This window comes from Pseudomonas sp. efr-133-TYG-23, from assembly GCF_030209215.1.
GTDB lineage: Bacteria > Pseudomonadota > Gammaproteobacteria > Pseudomonadales > Pseudomonadaceae > Aquipseudomonas > Aquipseudomonas rhodesiae.
In genome coordinates this window covers 270,605-288,612 of sequence record NZ_JARVSL010000027.1, presented here as the reverse complement: position 1 = coordinate 288,612, position 18,008 = coordinate 270,605, and the positions used below count along the sequence as shown (strand labels likewise).

The following is an 18,008-nucleotide window of genomic DNA, read 5'->3' as shown; positions in this document are numbered from 1 at the left end:
TAGTGTTATTCAGATGCGCGGCTATAATGCACCCTGTGCTCAGGCCCATTCGACGTTGCTAGCGCAAGCGGGCCCGAAACCGTGCACAGGCAGTGCATGACCGAGCGCAACTACTTGCCTGAAATGACCGCCACGGTCTGTCTTCTGTATTTTCAAACTTGAACACGACAACGGTTCAACTTTGAACAATCCGGGGCGGCCATCAGGCATGACGCTTGAACTTAAATACACTCAACTCATTTAGGTAACAATGTGACGAAAGATGAACTGCGCGCGGAACTTGAGCGCCAGGAACAACGTTACAAGGACGTTTACGGCGGGGAAGTCACCACCTACGCCGCCCAGCCTGAACCTGAGCGCAAACCGTGGCGCAAGCGCGCCAGCCTGCTGGATCAGGCGTTTGCCCAGGAAATCCAAAAGATAGAACAGGAACTCAAGGCCCAAGAGCCATAAGCGATTCGGTTACAGCCTGGGTGTGGCCTTGGCTGCTGGCGTATGGCTAGCAGCCGGCTCCTTGGTACCTCACCACTTCCAGTAAAATTTCATACAAATGTTTCCGATATGACATTTTGGTGACATTCCCCCTCCTCGCACGCCCTCTGCTTTATAAATCAAACACTTGCCAAAGCCCCGGAATCCCTGGGATACACGCCGTCCCTGGGTATTTTTTCATTGATGAATGTTACCGATGAGCAGCTAGTGCATCGATTACCGAGGTTTTCTGGCATAATCGCGCCCCCTTACGACCGGGTCAGAAAACCTTCATGATCGATTTATTCAGCGGACTGGATGCGTGGGTTCTAGTGAGCCTGTTGCTCGCCCTGGCCTTTGTCCTCGCCTTCGAGTTCATCAATGGCTTTCATGACACCGCTAACGCGGTGGCCACAGTCATCTATACCAAAGCCATGCCGCCACACCTGGCCGTGTTCTTCTCCGGGGTGTTCAACTTCCTCGGCGTGTTGCTCGGCGGTGTGGGTGTCGCTTACGCCATCGTGCATCTGCTGCCGGTGGAGCTGCTGATCAATGTGAATACCGGCCATGGTCTGGCCATGGTCTTCTCATTATTGGCGGCGGCGATCACCTGGAACCTCGGCACCTGGTATTTCGGTATCCCTGCTTCCAGTTCCCACACCTTGATCGGCTCGATCCTCGGTGTCGGCCTGGCCAACGCACTGATCAACGATATCCCCCTGGCTGACGGTGTGAACTGGCAGAAAGCGATCGATATCGGTGCCTCCTTGGTGTTCTCGCCAATGGCCGGGTTCCTGGTCGCGGCCCTGGTGCTGATCGGCCTGAAGTGGTGGCGCCCGCTGTCGAAGATGCACAAGACGCCGGACCAGCGCCGCAAGCTCGACGACAAGAAGCACCCGCCGTTCTGGAACCGCCTGGTACTGGTGATCTCGGCCATGGCCGTAAGCTTCGTGCACGGTTCCAACGACGGTCAGAAGGGTATCGGCCTGATCATGCTGGTGCTGATCGGTATCGTGCCGGCGCAGTTCGTTCTCGACCTGGGCAGCACCACTTACCAGATCGAACGCACCCGCGACGCCACCGTGCATTTGAGTCAGTTCTATCAGCGCAATAACGAAACCCTCGGCGAGTTCCTGGCCCTGGGCAAAAGCATGAAGGACGACCTGCCGGGCAAGTTCCAGTGCAACCCGCAACAGACCGAGCCGACCATCAACGCGCTGGTCAACACCTTGAAAGGTGTGTCCGACTACCATTCGCTGAGCGCCGATCAACGTATCGAAGTGCGTCGCTACCTGCTTTGCCTGGACGACACCGCGAAGAAAGTCGGCAAGCTGCCAGGCCTGGATGCCCGTGAGAAATCCGACCTCGACAAGCTGCGCAAAGACCTGACCGCCACCACCGAGTACGCACCGTTCTGGGTGATCCTGGCCGTTGCATTGGCCCTGGGCCTGGGCACCATGGTCGGTTGGAAGCGCGTAGTGCTGACCATCGGCGAGAAGATCGGCAAGCAAGGCATGACCTACGCCCAAGGCATGTCGGCGCAGATCACCACGGCGAGCATGATTGGCCTGGCCAACATCTTCAGCCTGCCGGTGTCGACCACCCATGTGCTGTCGTCGGGCGTTGCCGGCACCATGGTTGCCAACAAAAGCGGCCTGCAAGGCGGCACGGTCAAGACCATCCTGATGGCCTGGGTGCTGACCTTGCCGGCGACGGTGGCGTTGTCGGCCGGGTTGTTCTGGCTGGCGTCCAAGGCGCTGGGTAGCTGATCACCCTGCGCTGAATAAAGAAAGGTGCGGCCTCGCAGGAGGACCGCACCTTTTTTTATGGCTGCGCATTAATGCCAGGCTTAAATAACAGGCAAAAAAAAAGGGCGACCGAAGTCGCCCAAAATGCCTTGCGTGCTCATGTAATCCGGAAAGACTTAAGGTTTTTTACGCTTATGCGAGTCTTTCCAGATAAAAATTCCAAACCCTACAAAGAACAACACCATGAGGCTGACCGTCAGCACTCCGGCAAACACCACATTATCGATAAACATGACCGGCCTCCTGTGCTTGCCCTGTTGCGATGGGGCTAAGTTAATGGAGAAGGCACATTGGAAAATTGACGGGGATCAATGTCGCCCGCGACGGGGCGTAAAGGAGGGAAATAACTGACCTGCATCAATAGATGCAGGCCATTTCAACGCTTTTTAGGTTTGTTTTTCGGTTTCTTCTTGGCTTTTCCAAGGGGCATGGCCTGTTCGAATGCCTGGCGAACTTCATTCAGACGTTTCTCGTTAAGGTCATGCACCCGCTTGGCGCGTTCGGCATTCAGGTCGATCAGCTTGGGTTCATCACTCATGGCTTGGCTTTTGTGGTTGCGGGAATGCCCCAATAATGCGGCCAACCCCGCCCCACGGCAAATCAGCGGACGACAAAAGGCAGGCCATCGACCAAAATCGGCGCTTCTGCCCAACCGTTCGAGGTGCATTCAGGTGGCACTGCACAAAGACCTTCCGCCGTTGCTGGCGCTGCGCGCGTTCGAAGCCGTGGCACGGCACTTGAGCTTTATCAAGGCAGCGTCCGAATTGTCGGTGACCCAAAGCGCGCTGAGTCATCAAGTGCAGAAACTCGAACAACACTTGGGTAAAGCGCTGTTTATCCGACGCACCCGTGCGATTGATCTGACCGCTGATGGCCAACAGTACTACGACACTATCCGCCCGGCCCTCGATGCAATCGCCACCGCCACCCGCGCGCAACGGGTTGCGCCGCACACGACGGTATTGCGCATAGGCCTGCTGGCCTCATTCGCCACTCTGTGGCTGGCCCCGCGTCTGGCCGGTTTTCTCAACCGCTACCCGCTTATTCAGGTTGAGTTGCTGCCGGCCATTCAACTGGCCAACGTCGCCGCCGCCGAAGTCGACCTGGCCATCCGCTACGGCAAAGGCGACTGGGCCGACGTCCAGGCCAGCCGGCTGATGACCGAGGTGATCTCCCCGGTGTGCAGCCCCGCGTTCAAGGCCAGCCAGGTGCCCAATGGTCCATTGCTGATGGCCACTTCGCACCGACCGTTCGAATGGACCGATTGGTCCGCGCATTACCATGTGGACCTTGAGCCACACCCCCGCGTGTTGTTGCACGACTACAACATCGTGGTCGAAGCCGCTGTGGCCGGGCAAGGCATTGCCATGGGTCGTCACCGCTTGATCGAACGCCGTTTGCAGGACGGCAGCCTGGTGCCGGCATTCGATTGGCCGCCCTATCACAGCGACATCGGCTATTGGCTGATCGCCCCGCAAGGCGGCATCAGCCCAGCGGCTGAATCCTTCGTCGCGTGGCTGAAGGACGCCTGCACCGACGCGTGAGTTATTTCGATACGTCGGGTGAGATCTATCCGTTTGTCGCTGTCGATCAAGACCAACATGCTCACGCCTCCCACTCATAAGAGGCTTGATCATGAGCAACTCCCTCCGCGCCCGCGCAAATGCTCTGGGCCTGACGCTGCCCTCCCCCAGCCAGCCGATTGCCAACTACATCAATCACGTTGTCAGCCACCAGCACCTGTTTATCTCCGGGCAAATCCCATTGGTGGACGGCAAGCCTACTTATGTGGGCCGGTTGGGCGAGTCCCTCAGCGATGAGGAAGGCATTCAGGCGGCCGAACTGGCAGCCCTGGGACTGCTCGCGCAACTGAGCGATGCCCTGGGCGATGACTTGTCGCGGCTGGTGCGGATCCTGCGCCTGGGGGTGTTCATTGCCAGCAGCAGCGATTTTCAACGCCAAGGCGCAGTGGCCAATGGCGCGTCGGACCTGTTGGTCAACGTTCTTGGCGAAAAGGGCCGGCATGTGCGCACTGCGGTGGGCGTGGCCAGCCTGCCCGCCGGCGTGGCGGTGGAGGTTGACGCGATCTTCGAGGTGCGGCCATGAGTCCGCAGGAGATCCGCCAATTGCGCGAGGCCACACCGGGCTGCCAAGCGGGCCTGGTGCACTTCAATCATGCAGGCGCGTCCCTACCCAGCCAGGCAACCCTGGACGCCATCATCGAGCAACTGCAGCGCGAGGCCCACGACGGTCCGATGGAAGCCGGCGAGCAGGGTGCCGCGCTGGCGGACAATGCCCGGCGCGCCGCCGCGCAGTTGCTCAACGCCCCACCCTCCTCCATCGCCTTCGCCAGCAGCGGCTCGAGTGCCTGGAACCTGGCATTCCAGGCCCTCGGCCCATGGCAACCGGGGGACAGGATTCTGGTGGGGCGGCATGAATGGGGCGGCAACCTGGCAAGCATGCAAGTGGCCGTGCAAGCGGGCGCCCGCATTGAGGTGATCCCCTGCGATGCCAGCGGCGCCGTGTGCCCGCTGGCGCTGGCGGCGATGATCGATGAACGGGTCAAGCTTATCGACTTGACCTGGCTGCCCGCCAACAGTGGCCTGATCAACCCTGCCCAGGCCATCGGCGACGTGGCGAGGCGCCATGGCATTGCCTACTTTATCGATGCCGGCCAAGCCGTCGGCCAACTGCCGGTGGATGTGCAGACACTGCACTGCGATGTACTCAAGTCCGCCGGGCGCAAGCACCTGCGCGGACCACGGGGTACGGCACTGTTGTATGTGCGACCGGCATTCCTGCCGCGCCTGAACCCGGCTCAGCGCGACGTGTTTTCCGCGCCGTGGGGTGCCGAAGGTTTCGAGCTGCGCGACGACGCCCGGCGGTTTGAAACCAGCGAAGTGTCCTATGCCTTATTGGCCGGATTGGGCAATGCGTTGCAGGAGATGAACCGGCTTGGGGTTCAGCGCGTGTGGGAAAGGGTTACGCAGCTAAGTGCCAGAATCCGCCAGGCATTGCGTGAGGTTCCGGGTATTTCTTTGCATGACTTGGGCGAGCATCAATCGGGCTTGATCGCCTTCACGCTCGACGACTGGGATGGGTTCGAACTCAAACGGCGGTTGGGCTTGCAGGGCATCAACATTGGCGCCAACGGTGTGGCCTACACTCCGTTGGACATGCAGGCACGGGGCCTGTCCAGCATTGCACGCATCTCCGTCAGCCCGCTCAACGACGATGGCGATATCGAGGTCCTGCTAAACGCCCTGCGGGCGCTGCGCCGCTAGACTTCGACGTCCACCCAAAGGCCCTGGCGCGGCGCGTCTTCAATCAGTGGCACTACCGGCACGGTGTTGTCAGCGTTGAGCACATCGCCGGGAATGGCCAGGTGCTGCTCGGGATCTTCATCCGCCTCGCGCCGACGCTTCTGCTGTTCCTGCTGACGACGTTGTTCTTCGCGCAGCAGAAAAGTGGATTGTTCGGCATCGCCCTTTTTCAGGTCGATCGTGCTTTCGTTGGAGCCTTGTTGCACGGGCACCACGGGCGGGATATCCGGCTTCTGGCGCACCGGATCGAGTTGTGACGTGACCGGCACAACACTGACGGGCAACATGGGTGGCAGCATAAGTTTTCATCTCCTGATCTCAGGCTGTCGGCGTAGTGCGGAGCGACTTGAGCGCCACGGTTCGAAGCTGTGACCCAGTCGACACTCGCAAGTGCCCGCCACCCGTCGATTCAGCACCCAAGGCGGCATGCAAACGGCGTAGTTTTTGTCAGAGTCCTTGGGCGGTGGACCTTGTTCCGTTAAGATAGTCGGCTTTTTCACGGCGGGAGTCAGGCAGCATGGCGCAGCAGTATCAACCGGGGCAACGCTGGATTAGTGACAGCGAAGCAGAGCTGGGGTTAGGCACCGTTCTGGCACAGGACGGCCGCTTGTTGACCGTGCTCTATCCGGCCACTGGCGACACCCGCCAGTATGCGCTACGGAATGCGCCTCTGACCCGCGTGCGGTTTTCGCCGGGCGACTCCATCACCCATTTCGAAGGCTGGAAAATGACCGTGCAGGAAGTCGACGACGTCGACGGTCTGCTGGTGTATCACGGCCTCAATGGGCAGAACGAGCAGGTCACCCTGCCGGAAACCCAACTCTCCAATTTCATCCAGTTCCGCCTGGCCAGCGACCGGTTGTTCGCCGGGCAGATCGACCCGCTGGCCTGGTTCTCGCTGCGCTACCACACCCTGGAACACACCAGCCGCCAACTGCAATCTTCGCTGTGGGGCCTGGGCGGCGTGCGTGCGCAGCCTATCGCGCACCAACTGCATATCGCCCGTGAAGTCGCTGACCGTATCGCGCCGCGGGTATTGCTGGCCGACGAAGTGGGCCTGGGCAAAACCATCGAAGCCGGCCTGGTGATCCATCGCCAGCTGCTGTCGGGCCGCGCCAATCGCGTGCTGATCCTGGTCCCGGAAAACCTGCAGCACCAATGGCTGGTGGAAATGCGCCGCCGCTTCAACCTGCAGGTTGCGCTGTTCGACGAAGAACGCTTTATCGAAAGCGATGCCACCAACCCCTTCGAAGACACCCAGCTCGCACTGGTGGCCCTGGAATGGCTGGTGGACGACGAGAAAGCCCAGGACGCGCTGTTCGCCGCCGGCTGGGACCTGCTGGTGGTCGACGAAGCCCATCACCTGGTGTGGCATGAAGACAAGGTCAGCCCGGAATACGCGCTGGTCGAGCAACTGGCCGAGGTCATTCCCGGCGTGCTGCTGCTGACCGCAACCCCGGAGCAACTGGGCCAGGACAGCCACTTCGCGCGCCTGCGCCTGCTTGATCCGAACCGCTTCCATGACCTGCAAGCTTTCCGTGCCGAGAGCGAAAACTATCGCCCGGTGGCCGAAGCCGTGCAGGAACTGCTGGACAAGGGTCGTCTGTCGCCGGCCGCACACCAGACCATCCACGGCTTCCTCGGCAACGAAGGCGAAGCGCTGCTCACTGCCGTCAACGATGGCGACACCGATGCCAGCGCCCGTCTGGTGCGTGAGCTGCTGGACCGCCACGGCACCGGCCGTGTGCTGTTCCGCAACACCCGCGCCGCGGTGCAGGGGTTCCCGGAGCGCAAGCTGCACGCCTACCCGCTGCCGAACCCGGACGAATACCTCGAATTGCCGCTGGGCGAGCACGCCGAGTTGTACCCGGAAGTCAGCTTCCAGTCGCAGCCGGATATCGACGAAGAAAACCGTTGGTGGCGTTTCGACCCACGGGTCGAGTGGCTGATCGACCAGCTGAAAATGCTCAAGCGCACCAAGGTCCTGGTGATCTGCGCCCACGCCGAAACCGCCATGGACCTGGAGGACGCGCTGCGCGTGCGTTCCGGTATTCCGGCCACGGTGTTCCATGAAGGCATGAACATTCTTGAGCGTGACCGCGCCGCCGCCTACTTCGCCGATGAGGAATTCGGCGCCCAGGTGTTGATTTGTTCGGAAATCGGCAGTGAAGGCCGCAACTTCCAGTTCGCCCACCACCTGGTGCTGTTCGATCTGCCGTCCCACCCGGACCTGCTGGAGCAGCGGATCGGCCGTCTGGACCGGATCGGCCAGAAACATGTGATCGAACTGCATGTGCCGTACCTGGAAACCAGCCCGCAGGAGCGTCTGTTCCAGTGGTACCACGAAGCGCTGAACGCCTTCCTCAACACCTGCCCGACCGGCAACGCCTTGCAGCATCAGTTCGGCCCGCGCCTGCTGCCGCTGCTGGAAAACGCTGACGATGGCGAGTGGCAAGCGCTGATCGACGAGGCCCGTGCCGAGCGCGAGCGTCTGGAAGAGGAACTGCACACCGGTCGCGACCGCCTGCTGGAACTCAACTCCGGCGGCGCGGGTGAAGGCGATGCGCTGGTGGAAGCCATCCTGGAGCAGGACGATCAGTTCGCACTGCCGATCTATATGGAAACCCTGTTCGATGCGTTCGGTATCGACAGCGAAGATCATTCGGAAAATGCACTGATCCTCAAGCCCAGCGAAAAGATGCTCGACGCCAGTTTCCCTTTGGGCGACGACGAAGGCGTGACCATCACCTACGATCGCGACCAGGCGCTGTCGCGCGAAGACATGCAGTTCATCACCTGGGAACACCCGATGGTGCAAGGCGGCATGGACCTGGTGCTGTCCGGTTCCATGGGCAATACCGCCGTGGCGCTGATCAAGAACAAGGCGCTCAAACCCGGCACTGTGCTGCTTGAACTGCTGTACGTCAGTGAGGTGGTGGCACCGCGCTCGCTGCAACTGGGTCGCTACCTGCCACCGGCCGCCCTGCGCTGCCTGCTGGACACCAATGGCAACGACCTGGCCGGTCGCGTGTCGTTCGAAACCCTTAACGATCAGTTGGAAAGCGTGCCACGGGCCAGCGCCAACAAGTTCGTACAGGCCCAGCGCGATCAACTCACCCCGCGCATCAACGCCGGTGAAGAGAAGATCACCCCGCGCCACGCCGAACGCGTGGCCGAAGCCAAACGTCGCCTGGCGGCGGATACCGATGAAGAACTGGCGCGCCTGACCGCCTTGCAAGCGGTCAACCCGACCGTGCGCGACAGCGAACTGGTTGCCCTGCGCCAGCAACGCGAGCAAGGCCTGGCCATGCTCGACAAAGCCGCGCTGCGCCTGGAAGCAATTCGGGTGCTGGTGGCGGGTTGATGACTCTCCTGCCCTGGTGACCTTATCGGGGGCAAGCCCCCTCCCACATTGATCTGTGATCGACATGACAACTCGGTCAACTGTGGGAGGGGGCTTGCCCCCGATGGCATCACCTCAGTCTCAAGCGGTCGCGGCAACAGCCGGCACTTCAACCGCACTCAAACCTTCCTTCATCCGCTTGGCATCCCGCACAAAACTGCGCGAGGCCTGGAACAGAAACAGCATCGTCAACAACAGCGCCACCGGAATCAGGTACATGGCGTCGTGCAACCCCACGGCCTTGTAGGCTTCCGTCATCTGTTGCGCCCCGTCCGCGTACATCGCCGAATGGGCAAAGTAGTCGGACAAGCCGCCCACCACAATCGGCCCCATGCCGCCGCCCAGCAGGTACAACCCAGCAAAAAACAGCGCCATCGCCGTCGCCCGCAGGCGCGGCTCCACCACGTCTTGAATCGCGGTGTAGACACAGGTGTAGAAGTTGTACGCAAACAACCAGCCAACGCTGAACAACGCGACAAATACGCCGATTTCAATGCGCCCGGCGTGCAGCGCCCAAGCGGTGGTGACGGTGGAAATAATCAGGCTGCAGGCGGCGAACAACAGCCGGCCATTGGCAATCCGCTGGTGAATCTTGTCGGCCACCCAACCGCCCAAGGTCAGGCCGACCAGGCCGGTCACACCGACAATAACCCCAGTGGCTACCGCCGCGTCTTGCAACGGCAGCAGGAAATAGCGCTGTAACATCGGCACCAGAAACGAATTGCACGCGTAGGTCGCGAAGTTGAAGCACAGCCCGGCCAACACCAGCCACAGGAACGTCGGCACCGCCAGCACACGGCGGATCGGGCGGTCGACACGCGTCTGGGACACCTGCACGGCCTCGGCCGCGCCACGCTTGGGCTCTTTGATGTAGAACATGAACACCGCCAGGATCAGCCCCGGCACTGCGGCAATAAAGAACGGCGCGCGCCAGCTGTCGAACGCCTTGACCATCGCCCCGATGGTAAAGAACGCCAGCAACAGCCCCAGTGGCAGCCCGAGCATAAAGATCCCCATGGCACGGGCGCGGCGGTGCGCCGGGAACAGGTCGCCTATCAGCGAGTTAGCGGCCGGTGCGTAGCTGGCTTCGCCGATGCCGATGCCCATGCGCACCAGCAGAAAACTCCAGAAACTGCCCACCAGGCCGTTGACCGCCGTCAGCCCGCTCCAGGCAAACAGGCCCCAGCCCATCAATTTGCTGCGCGAACCGGTATCGGCCAGACGCCCGAGGGGTAGGCCGGCGATGGCATAGACGATGGTGAAGGCGGTGCCGATGATGCCGAGCTGGAAGTCGCTCAGGTGCCATTCCATGCGAATGGGTTCGATGATGATCGCCGGGATGGTGCGATCAAAGAAGTTGAATAGGTTGGCGAGGAACAGCAGGAACAGAATGCGCCAGGCATTCGCCGCTTGGGTCGAGTTCTGCATGGGTCCGTCTCTTTTATTGTTATGAGAGCTGCGATGCCCGCTGCATCCTGCTCAGGTTCCTGCAACATAGTCACGCTGGCGATGGTTGTCTGTAATGATTCGTAAAGCTGATAGGACGTAATTTCACCCGGCGCTGCGGGACTTAACCCACGCAAAATATATATGCGCCCCCCTCTTCCCAACGGCGATGGCGTGGATAGAATGGCGAGCCTTCCCGTAGTGCCCCTATCCCACTTTTCGTATCGATGACGCCCATGTCCGAAGCCAGTCCGTGTCTGAGTTGCGGTGCCTGCTGTTCCTATTTTCGCGTGTCGTTCTTCTGGGGCGAGTGCGCCTCGTCGGGGGGCACGGTGCCCGATGATCTGGTGGTACAGATCAACCCCACCCGCGTGGCGATGATCGGCACCGATCAAAAACCCGCGCGTTGCTGCAGCCTTGTAGGCCAGGTAGGAGAAGGCACCCGGTGCACCATCTATGAACAACGCTCCAGTGTGTGCCGCGAGTTCGAATCGTCCTGGAGCCAGGGCGTGCAGAACGTCGACTGCGATGCTGCGCGCGCTGCGTTCGGCCTGGCGCCGCTGCCAGCACCGTTCGAATTGGACCTGCCCATCAGCGCTTAGCATCAAACGCTATGGGCAGCATGCCGAAACGGTTCAGAGCAAAGTGCCATTAGCCATGGAAAATCCCGCGAGGCTTCTATACTCGACCTCATAGGTCATCGCCGAAGGCAGTGACGTGACGCTATGACGGGACATGCTATGGAATGGCTAGGTCTGCACTTTTTTACCGACCTTCCAGCGAACGGGCACTTATTACTCAACTGCAGTCATAACCCATTCCTGGTGCTGCTGGCTTATCTGGTCGCCTGCGCGGCCGGGTTCGGCACGCTGGACATGGCCGAACGGGTCGGCCATGTCGAAGACCCCACTGCCCGCCGCCACTGGCGCTGGCTCGGCGCCGGTTGTCTGGCTGGCGGCATCTGGTCGACTCACTTCATCAGCATGCTGGCCTTCCAGGCCCCCATCGCGATCCACTATGAACTGCTGACGACCTTCGCATCCCTGCTGATCGCCCTCGTCGCTTCGCTGTTCGCCATGAAAACCCTCAGTCACACGACGGTGCGATTGCATCAGTACCTGCTGGCAGCCGTGTGGATGGGCCTCGGCATTGCCTTGATGCATTACGTCGGCATGTCGGCCATGCGCTCCCAAGCCCAAATGTATTTCGACTCATGGCTGCTACTGGGCTCCATCGGGATCGCCATCGGCGCCAGCCTGGCGGCGTTGTTGTTGTCGAGTTATCTGCGCACCGGCGCCGGGATCTTCCATCAATTGCTCAAATACGCGGCCAGCCTGATGCTGGGGGCGGGCATTATCAGCATGCACTTCACCGGCATGGCGGCCTTGCAATTGATGGTGCCAACGGGTGCGGACCTTTCGCTGCGACTGGACAACAACCCTATCCAACTGGGCCTTTCCGTGGCCGTCATCACGCTGTTGGTGATCGGCAGCAGCATAAGCGCGGCCCTGGCGGATAAGAAGCTGCAGCACAAGGAACGCGACCTGCGCCGGGTCAACGCATTGCTCAGCGAACTGGATCAGGCCCGCGCCTCGTTGCAGCAGGTGGCCCATTACGACGCGCTGACCAGCCTGCTCAATCGTCGCGGGTTCAACCAGATCTTTGCGGAGAAAGTCGCGGAAAAAACGGTCACCCACGGCATGATGGCGGTGATCTTCCTCGATATCGACCATTTCAAACGCATTAACGATAGCCTTGGCCATGACGCCGGCGACCAGCTCCTGACAGTGCTGGCCAGCCATATCAAAAGCTCGGTGCGCAGCCATGCCGACGTGGTCGCCCGGTTCGGCGGCGACGAGTTCTGCATCCTTATCAGCATTCACCACCGCGACGAAGCGCGGCATCTGGCCCAGCGCATCATGCAAAAAATGAAAGAACCGGTGGAACTGGCTGGCCGTCGGATGGTGATGACCACCAGCATCGGCATCAGCCTGTTTCCCGATGACGGCCAGACATGCGAGGAACTGCTCAAAACTGCCGACCTGGCGCTATATCAGTCCAAAGATGCGGGGCGCAACAGCCTGAATTTCTTCAGTTCCAACCTGAAGACCCGCGCCACTCTCGAACTGCAATTGGAAGAAGAACTGCGCAACGCCCTGCGCACGGGAACCCAATTGGTACTGTTCTACCAACCGATCTTCGACATGAAACTGGGCAAAGTCAGTCGCCTGGAAGCCCTGGTGCGCTGGCAGCATCCACAGCATGGGCTGCTGGCGCCCGATCGGTTTATCGAGATTGCCGAAAACAACGGCCTGATCGCCGAGCTGGACCATTGGGTGTTGCGCCAGGCCTGTCATGACCTGAGCCTGCTCACGGACCGGGGCTACACCGACCTGACCCTCTCGGTGAACTGCTCGGCCCTGAACCTGGCGCGGGATGAACTGGCGGATGAAATCGAAGATGCCCTGCGCTTCAGCGGCCTGGCCGCCAATCGCCTGGAGCTGGAAGTGACCGAGAACGCGCTGATGGGCAATATCAGCAGCACCTTGGCGCTACTGCGACAAATTCGCTCACTGGGCGTGTCACTGGCCATTGACGATTTCGGCACCGGCTACTCTTCCCTTGCTTATCTCAAACGCTTGCCGCTCAACACATTGAAGATCGATCGCTCGTTTATCCAAGACATTCCCAAGTCCACCGCCGATCTGGAGATCGTCCAGGCGATCATCGGCATGGCCCATACCCTTCACCTTCACGTGGTGACCGAGGGCGTAGAAACCCAGAGCCAATTCGAACTGCTGCATGGCCTGGGCTGCGACTTTATCCAGGGCTACCTGTTAAGCCCGGCGGTGGCCGTCAGTGACATCATTGGTGTGGTTCAGGGCATCGAGCGGCGCAATCCCCTCCACGGGATGCGTCCGGTCGCCAGCAAGGAGTCAGCGCATGTGAAGGAGCCTTCGCCCAGCCGCAGCGGCGCGAGTTCGATCGTAAGGCCCATCCGCTGACTATCGATCTTTGGCAGTTCGCCATCATTTCCCTAAAGATCGCCGACGAACGGCCGATTCATCAGAGTCCGCAGTAGCGTTTTCTTGAGTGCTTCAGCCTCAAGTTCAACGGCGCAGGACAAGGACGCACTGTAAAGTCGCGAACTCCCATTCCGTGATGGCCTTTTGATTCACCTCAGCCATCCGCCCAGGCACATGGCGCACAATGACTTCTAAAAATAACTCTGCCAACGTGGTATCCGACGTGTTGCTCACAGCTCCTGCGGAAAAAACCTCAGGTTCAAAGTCATTGAGCACCCCCTCCGCGCTGGCCACTCAGCAGTATTTGTACTTCACCGAAACCAACACCGACCGCATCCTCGATAACCTCGACGGCCTGCGCGACATGGTGTTCCCGCGCCCGCCCCACGCCGAAGGCGATGGCGAGCAGCACAGCGAGCAGGAATTCCCCTCGGTGTGCCTGATCGGTCTGGGCCGCTGCGGTTCGAACATCGCATTGGATGTGGCAGAGCTGGTATACAACGCGCGCAAGTTTTACCTGAACGAATTCAGCACCGAAGACAAGTCGATCGATAAGGGTTACAGCCCAGCCCAATGGATTCGCAATAACCTGCGCCTGGGCAACGGCAAGGCCAGCAAACCGGTATTCCTGGTGGAACCGCTGGTAATGCTGGGCGATCTGGACAAGGACATCGCCGGGCGCATTCGCTTCTCGCGCAAGAACGAAAAGAGCGGCTTCCTGCGCGACTACAGCAAAATGAAAATCATGGACCTGTCGGAAGTGCATGCCGGCGGCGCCGGTAACGCCCCGATCCTCGGCCAGTACCTGGCCAAGATCATCCTCAACAAAGATACCCAGCGTTTCTCCAGCCCCGACTGGAAGATGATCCACTCGTACCTCATCGACTCCTGCGGCATCAAAGCCAACCAGTCGCGCCTGTATTTTTCGATTTTCAGCGCCGGCGGCGGCACCGGCTCGGGGATGGCGTCCGAATTCGGCCTGGCCCAACAACACTCGTACATGAACAAAACGTTCGACACCAAACCCGCCGACGAGCACGACAGCAAGAGCGGACATGCCTTTGTATTCGAGCCGATCTTCACCAGCGGCATTTGCGTACTGCCGAATATTTCCGACCACCGCAGCGAAATGTCCGAAGCCTTGCACATCAACGCCGGGCGCCTGCTGTGCAAATACCTTTCCGAAGAATGGGACTTCTCGTACAACTTCGCCAATGAAGACAGCAGCGAAGCCAGCGTGAAGGGCCGCATCCGGCCGTGGAACGCCATGATGCTGATCTCCAACGACATCATGCGTTACGCCGAAGAGAGCGACGACGGCAATATCCAGAACATTGATGTCAATGCCATGGAGAAACACGCCAACCAGTACATCTCCCAGCAGATCTTCAACATCCTCACGGCCCAGGCGGTGACCACCGACTACGACCAGAACTACTTCCGCCGCGCCGGTATCGACATCGGCGAAACCATTCGCCTGGATGCCAACGACCTGTTTATGAGCCTGGCCGGCCCGGTGGCGATTGCCTACGCCGAATCCGTGGTCCCGGAAACCCCGGCGCCGTCGAATGACAAGTTCAAGGTGTTTGAAAAAGAACCCCAGCGCCTGAACATCGACGACCTGTTCTTCCGCTCCATCGATTTGCCGCACTTCAATAAAGTCACCCAGGCCATCGAAGGCATCAGCCTGTTGCCTATCGAATCCAAGCGTTACAAGGCGTCGCTGGAGCAATACAAGAACTCCGGCTATGACGCGGCGGCGCTGCACGACCTGCACTTCTTCAAGAACTGCTCGTCGGTGGTGTCGATCGTCTCGCTGCCCAAGGACTACAAGCTGTCCTATATGGACCTGAATCGGCTCAAGACTCACCTCAACAGCCTGTTCCCCAACACCACGCTCAAGCGCTATGCCCTGGTGATCGGCGCGTCGGCCAACCTGTCGCTGACCACCCTGATCGCCAAGAGCCCGTGCCTGTCGGACGACTTCCTCACTTTGATCGTGGCGTTTATCAAACGCTGCTTTGCGCGCAATCCGTATCGTTTCGACGACACCCTGGACAACTCGATCCTGGACTTCATCATCCACGAGGATTTCGACGAAGACCGTATCGACGAGTTGCTCAATGAGTTTGAAAACCCGGCGAAGATCCTCGATACCAACTGGTACGCGATCAAACCGATGTACGAGAAGAAGTACCGCGAGCTGATCAACGACAAAGAGAAGTTCGTGTCGATCAATGACATTCGCCTGTCACGGGATTGCGTGAAAAAGGCGATCAAGTACCTGCGTGAGATTTACCGTCACCGGATCGGAAAGACCAAGGTGATCTCGTTGAACAACCATACCGGCAAGACCGGCTGACGTGAGGCGATGCCATCGCGGCGGGTCCGCGATGGCGCTTTGAATGAAGGCCTTCATTTCATTGGCATACTTGGAAACAATTGCCCAGGCCTTCCTAGCCCTCTGAAACTGTTCCCGTGACGTGCACGTCACCCTCGGCTGTGACCTTTCTCTACGGCAAGATGCCATCACGCCGCCAGCGGTTACTCCGCTACACACTTCTGCGAGCCGAAAGTACGCACCATTCTCGTGCAGAGTTTTCTTACGACGCCCTTTCCTGGATCAGAATCCACGGCGAAACCACCACCGCCCATAGGCTTGGATCACGCTCCACCAAGTCCAATGCCCGCGGCGCAGACACTTCGCCGAGGCTGCCCGCGGCCAGCCAGGCAGCGACTTTGTCGCGATTGTCCTCGGCCATTCCCTCAGCGGCCTCGATCAAATCCAGGCAGGAGTCGACCCACAATAGGGCACCCTTGGCAAAGAACGGTTCAAGCTCCTTCCAGGAGATTTCGGCGGTTTCACCGAGCAGCTTGGCATAGAGGGTGCTAGGTTCTTGCGTCATGGGAGTTCACCTGAAGAAAAAATCGGCGCAATCATAGCGTCACGCTTCAGGCAGAAAAACCCGGTTGCAAATGCTTCATCGATTGAAAGTGTTAGGAAAGCCAAGGAATGCGCGAGATACAGGCATTACCCCGCCGCAATTCTGTCTTTTTCTTTCATTTAAGCGACACCCCCGGATTTGCCCCTGGCAGCCAGCTTTTCAAGCGATCAACCGGCGCTCTACACTGTACCGGTACAGTTGCCAGGCGGTTGCCGGGGGGATATCCGAGATATCCGATCCGGTTCAGCAGCTCACAAGGCCGCCAGAACTATAAAAAATACAACAGTAAGAGTGGAGCACTATGAATAAGGCTACTAAGCAGATTTCCAAACTGTTTGCCGCTATGGTCCTGGCTGGGGTTGCCGGCCATTCGTTCGCAGCCGACACCATCAAGATCGGCATCGCCGGCCCTAAAACCGGCCCTGTGACCCAGTACGGCGACATGCAGTTCATGGGTGCCAAGCAGGCCATCGCCGATATCAACGCCAAAGGCGGTGTGGACGGCAAGATGCTCGAAGCCAAGGAATACGACGACGCCTGCGATCCCAAGCAAGCCGTGGCCGTAGCCAACAAAGTGGTCAACGACGGCGTCAAATTCGTAGTCGGCCACCTGTGCTCCAGCTCCACCCAACCCGCCTCGGATATTTATGAAGACGAAGGCGTCATCATGATTACCCCGGCAGCCACCAGCCCGGAAATCACCACCCGTGGCTACAAGATGATCTTCCGTACCATCGGTCTGGACAGCGCCCAGGGCCCTGCGGCCGGTAACTACATCGCCGACCACGTGAAACCGAAAGTCGTTGCGGTACTGCACGACAAACAGCAATACGGTGAAGGCATCGCCACCGCCGTCAAGCAGACCCTCGAGAAGAAAGGCGTAAAAGTAGCCGTCTTCGAAGGCCTGAACGCTGGCGATAAAGACTTCTCCTCGATCATCCAGAAGCTCAAGCAAGCCAACGTCGACTTCGTCTACTACGGCGGCTACCACCCAGAGCTGGGCCTGATCCTGCGCCAGTCCAAAGAAAAAGGCCTGAACGCCAAGTTCATGGGTCCGGAAGGCGTCGGCAACGACTCCATTTCGCAAATCGCCCAGGACGCTTCCGAAGGCCTGCTGGTGACCCTGCCGAAGTCCTTCGACACCGACCCTGCCAACAAAGCCATCGTGGAAGAGTTCACCAAGAACAAGCAGGATCCAACCGGTCCGTTCGTGTTCCCAGCCTACTCGGCCATCGAAGTCATCGCGGGTGGCATCAAAGCCGCCAAGAGCGAAGACACCGCCAAAGTGGCTGCAGCCATCCACGCGGGCACTTTCAAGACGCCTACCGGCGACCTGAGCTTTGACGAAAAGGGCGACCTGAAAGACTTCAAGTTCGTGGTCTACCAGTGGCACTTCGGCAAGCCTAAAACCGAAGTTTCCCCTCAGTAAGCCAGGCGTTACTGGTCAACAAGCCCACTGTGAAAGCAGTGGGCTTTGTTTTACGAGGTTTATGGGCCATGTCACCCGCGATCCGGGCGCTGGCTCACCTGAAAATCTTAAAACCGTCACCAGCGGTTCGCTGGCAAACGCTACGTGCAAATGTGCT

Annotated in this window: 15 protein-coding genes; 10 read left to right on the top strand and 5 right to left on the bottom strand. The window is 59.6% G+C overall.

Annotated elements, in window-relative coordinates; translation table 11 throughout:
* The first annotated feature begins 252 nt into the window (after window positions 1-252).
* A complete protein-coding gene (locus QRN41_RS19185; protein ID WP_034137291.1) occupies window positions 253-453 on the top strand; it encodes a hypothetical protein in 201 nt (66 codons plus the stop codon).
* Between the two features lie 311 nt (window positions 454-764).
* Window positions 765-2,240 carry an inorganic phosphate transporter gene (locus QRN41_RS19180; protein WP_034096310.1) on the top strand — a complete coding sequence of 492 codons (1,476 nt, stop codon included), beginning with the start codon at window positions 765-767 and terminating at the stop codon, window positions 2,238-2,240.
* Between the two features lie 155 nt (window positions 2,241-2,395).
* On the opposite strand, the gene ccoM is transcribed toward QRN41_RS19180, so the two are convergent.
* Both ccoM and QRN41_RS19170 read right to left on the bottom strand, forming a co-directional pair.
* Entirely contained in the window at window positions 2,396-2,512 is a 117-nt protein-coding gene (gene ccoM, locus QRN41_RS19175; protein WP_034137290.1) for a cytochrome c oxidase subunit CcoM, read from the bottom strand.
* 143 nt (window positions 2,513-2,655) lie between these two features.
* A complete protein-coding gene (locus QRN41_RS19170; RefSeq protein WP_094064713.1) occupies window positions 2,656-2,817 on the bottom strand; it encodes a hypothetical protein in 162 nt (53 codons plus the stop codon).
* Between the two features lie 133 nt (window positions 2,818-2,950).
* Here QRN41_RS19170 and QRN41_RS19165 point away from each other — a divergent pair, with 133 nt between their 5' ends.
* The 3 genes from QRN41_RS19165 to QRN41_RS19155 all read left to right on the top strand — a co-directional run bounded on the left by QRN41_RS19165 (window position 2,951) and on the right by QRN41_RS19155 (window position 5,563).
* Complete coding sequence (locus QRN41_RS19165) at window positions 2,951-3,823, top strand: LysR substrate-binding domain-containing protein (protein ID WP_123480512.1); 873 nt, start codon at window positions 2,951-2,953, stop codon at window positions 3,821-3,823.
* A gap of 91 nt (window positions 3,824-3,914) precedes the next feature.
* Window positions 3,915-4,385, top strand: coding sequence for a RidA family protein (locus QRN41_RS19160; protein ID WP_094064715.1), 471 nt, complete (start codon window positions 3,915-3,917; stop codon window positions 4,383-4,385).
* The gene (locus QRN41_RS19155) at window positions 4,382-5,563 is read left to right on the top strand and encodes an aminotransferase class V-fold PLP-dependent enzyme (protein ID WP_167416464.1); all 1,182 of its coding nucleotides are present in this window, start codon (window positions 4,382-4,384) and stop codon (window positions 5,561-5,563) included. Before QRN41_RS19160 ends, QRN41_RS19155 begins: the two co-directional genes overlap by 4 nt.
* Here QRN41_RS19155 and QRN41_RS19150 read toward each other — a convergent pair.
* A complete protein-coding gene (locus QRN41_RS19150; RefSeq protein ID WP_034137285.1) occupies window positions 5,560-5,901 on the bottom strand; it encodes a hypothetical protein in 342 nt (113 codons plus the stop codon). The two genes, QRN41_RS19155 and QRN41_RS19150, sit on opposite strands and share 4 nt — an antisense overlap.
* 218 nt (window positions 5,902-6,119) lie before the next feature.
* Between QRN41_RS19150 and rapA the strand changes: the two genes are divergently transcribed.
* Window positions 6,120-8,966 carry an RNA polymerase-associated protein RapA gene (gene rapA, locus QRN41_RS19145; RefSeq protein ID WP_034096306.1) on the top strand — a complete coding sequence of 949 codons (2,847 nt, stop codon included), beginning with the start codon at window positions 6,120-6,122 and terminating at the stop codon, window positions 8,964-8,966.
* 120 nt (window positions 8,967-9,086) lie between these two features.
* On the opposite strand, the gene QRN41_RS19140 is transcribed toward rapA, so the two are convergent.
* Window positions 9,087-10,433, bottom strand: a complete 1,347-nt coding sequence (locus tag QRN41_RS19140) for a spinster family MFS transporter (protein WP_034137284.1) — start codon at window positions 10,431-10,433, stop codon at window positions 9,087-9,089.
* A 254-nt stretch (window positions 10,434-10,687) separates the two neighbouring features.
* Here QRN41_RS19140 and QRN41_RS19135 point away from each other — a divergent pair, with 254 nt between their 5' ends.
* The 3 genes from QRN41_RS19135 to QRN41_RS19125 all read left to right on the top strand — a co-directional run bounded on the left by QRN41_RS19135 (window position 10,688) and on the right by QRN41_RS19125 (window position 15,839).
* Entirely contained in the window at window positions 10,688-11,053 is a 366-nt protein-coding gene (locus QRN41_RS19135) for a YkgJ family cysteine cluster protein (protein ID WP_034137283.1), read from the top strand.
* 138 nt (window positions 11,054-11,191) lie between these two features.
* Window positions 11,192-13,456, top strand: coding sequence for a putative bifunctional diguanylate cyclase/phosphodiesterase (locus QRN41_RS19130; RefSeq protein WP_285422001.1), 2,265 nt, complete (start codon window positions 11,192-11,194; stop codon window positions 13,454-13,456).
* A 205-nt stretch (window positions 13,457-13,661) separates the two neighbouring features.
* Window positions 13,662-15,839, top strand: a complete 2,178-nt coding sequence (locus QRN41_RS19125) for a hypothetical protein (RefSeq protein ID WP_034137281.1) — start codon at window positions 13,662-13,664, stop codon at window positions 15,837-15,839.
* A 241-nt stretch (window positions 15,840-16,080) separates the two neighbouring features.
* On the opposite strand, the gene QRN41_RS19120 is transcribed toward QRN41_RS19125, so the two are convergent.
* Window positions 16,081-16,383 carry a DUF2288 domain-containing protein gene (locus QRN41_RS19120; protein WP_167416461.1) on the bottom strand — a complete coding sequence of 101 codons (303 nt, stop codon included), beginning with the start codon at window positions 16,381-16,383 and terminating at the stop codon, window positions 16,081-16,083.
* 340 nt (window positions 16,384-16,723) lie between these two features.
* Between QRN41_RS19120 and QRN41_RS19115 the strand changes: the two genes are divergently transcribed.
* Entirely contained in the window at window positions 16,724-17,851 is a 1,128-nt protein-coding gene (locus QRN41_RS19115) for a branched-chain amino acid ABC transporter substrate-binding protein (RefSeq protein WP_167416460.1), read from the top strand.
* Window positions 17,852-18,008: the final 157 nt, after the last annotated feature.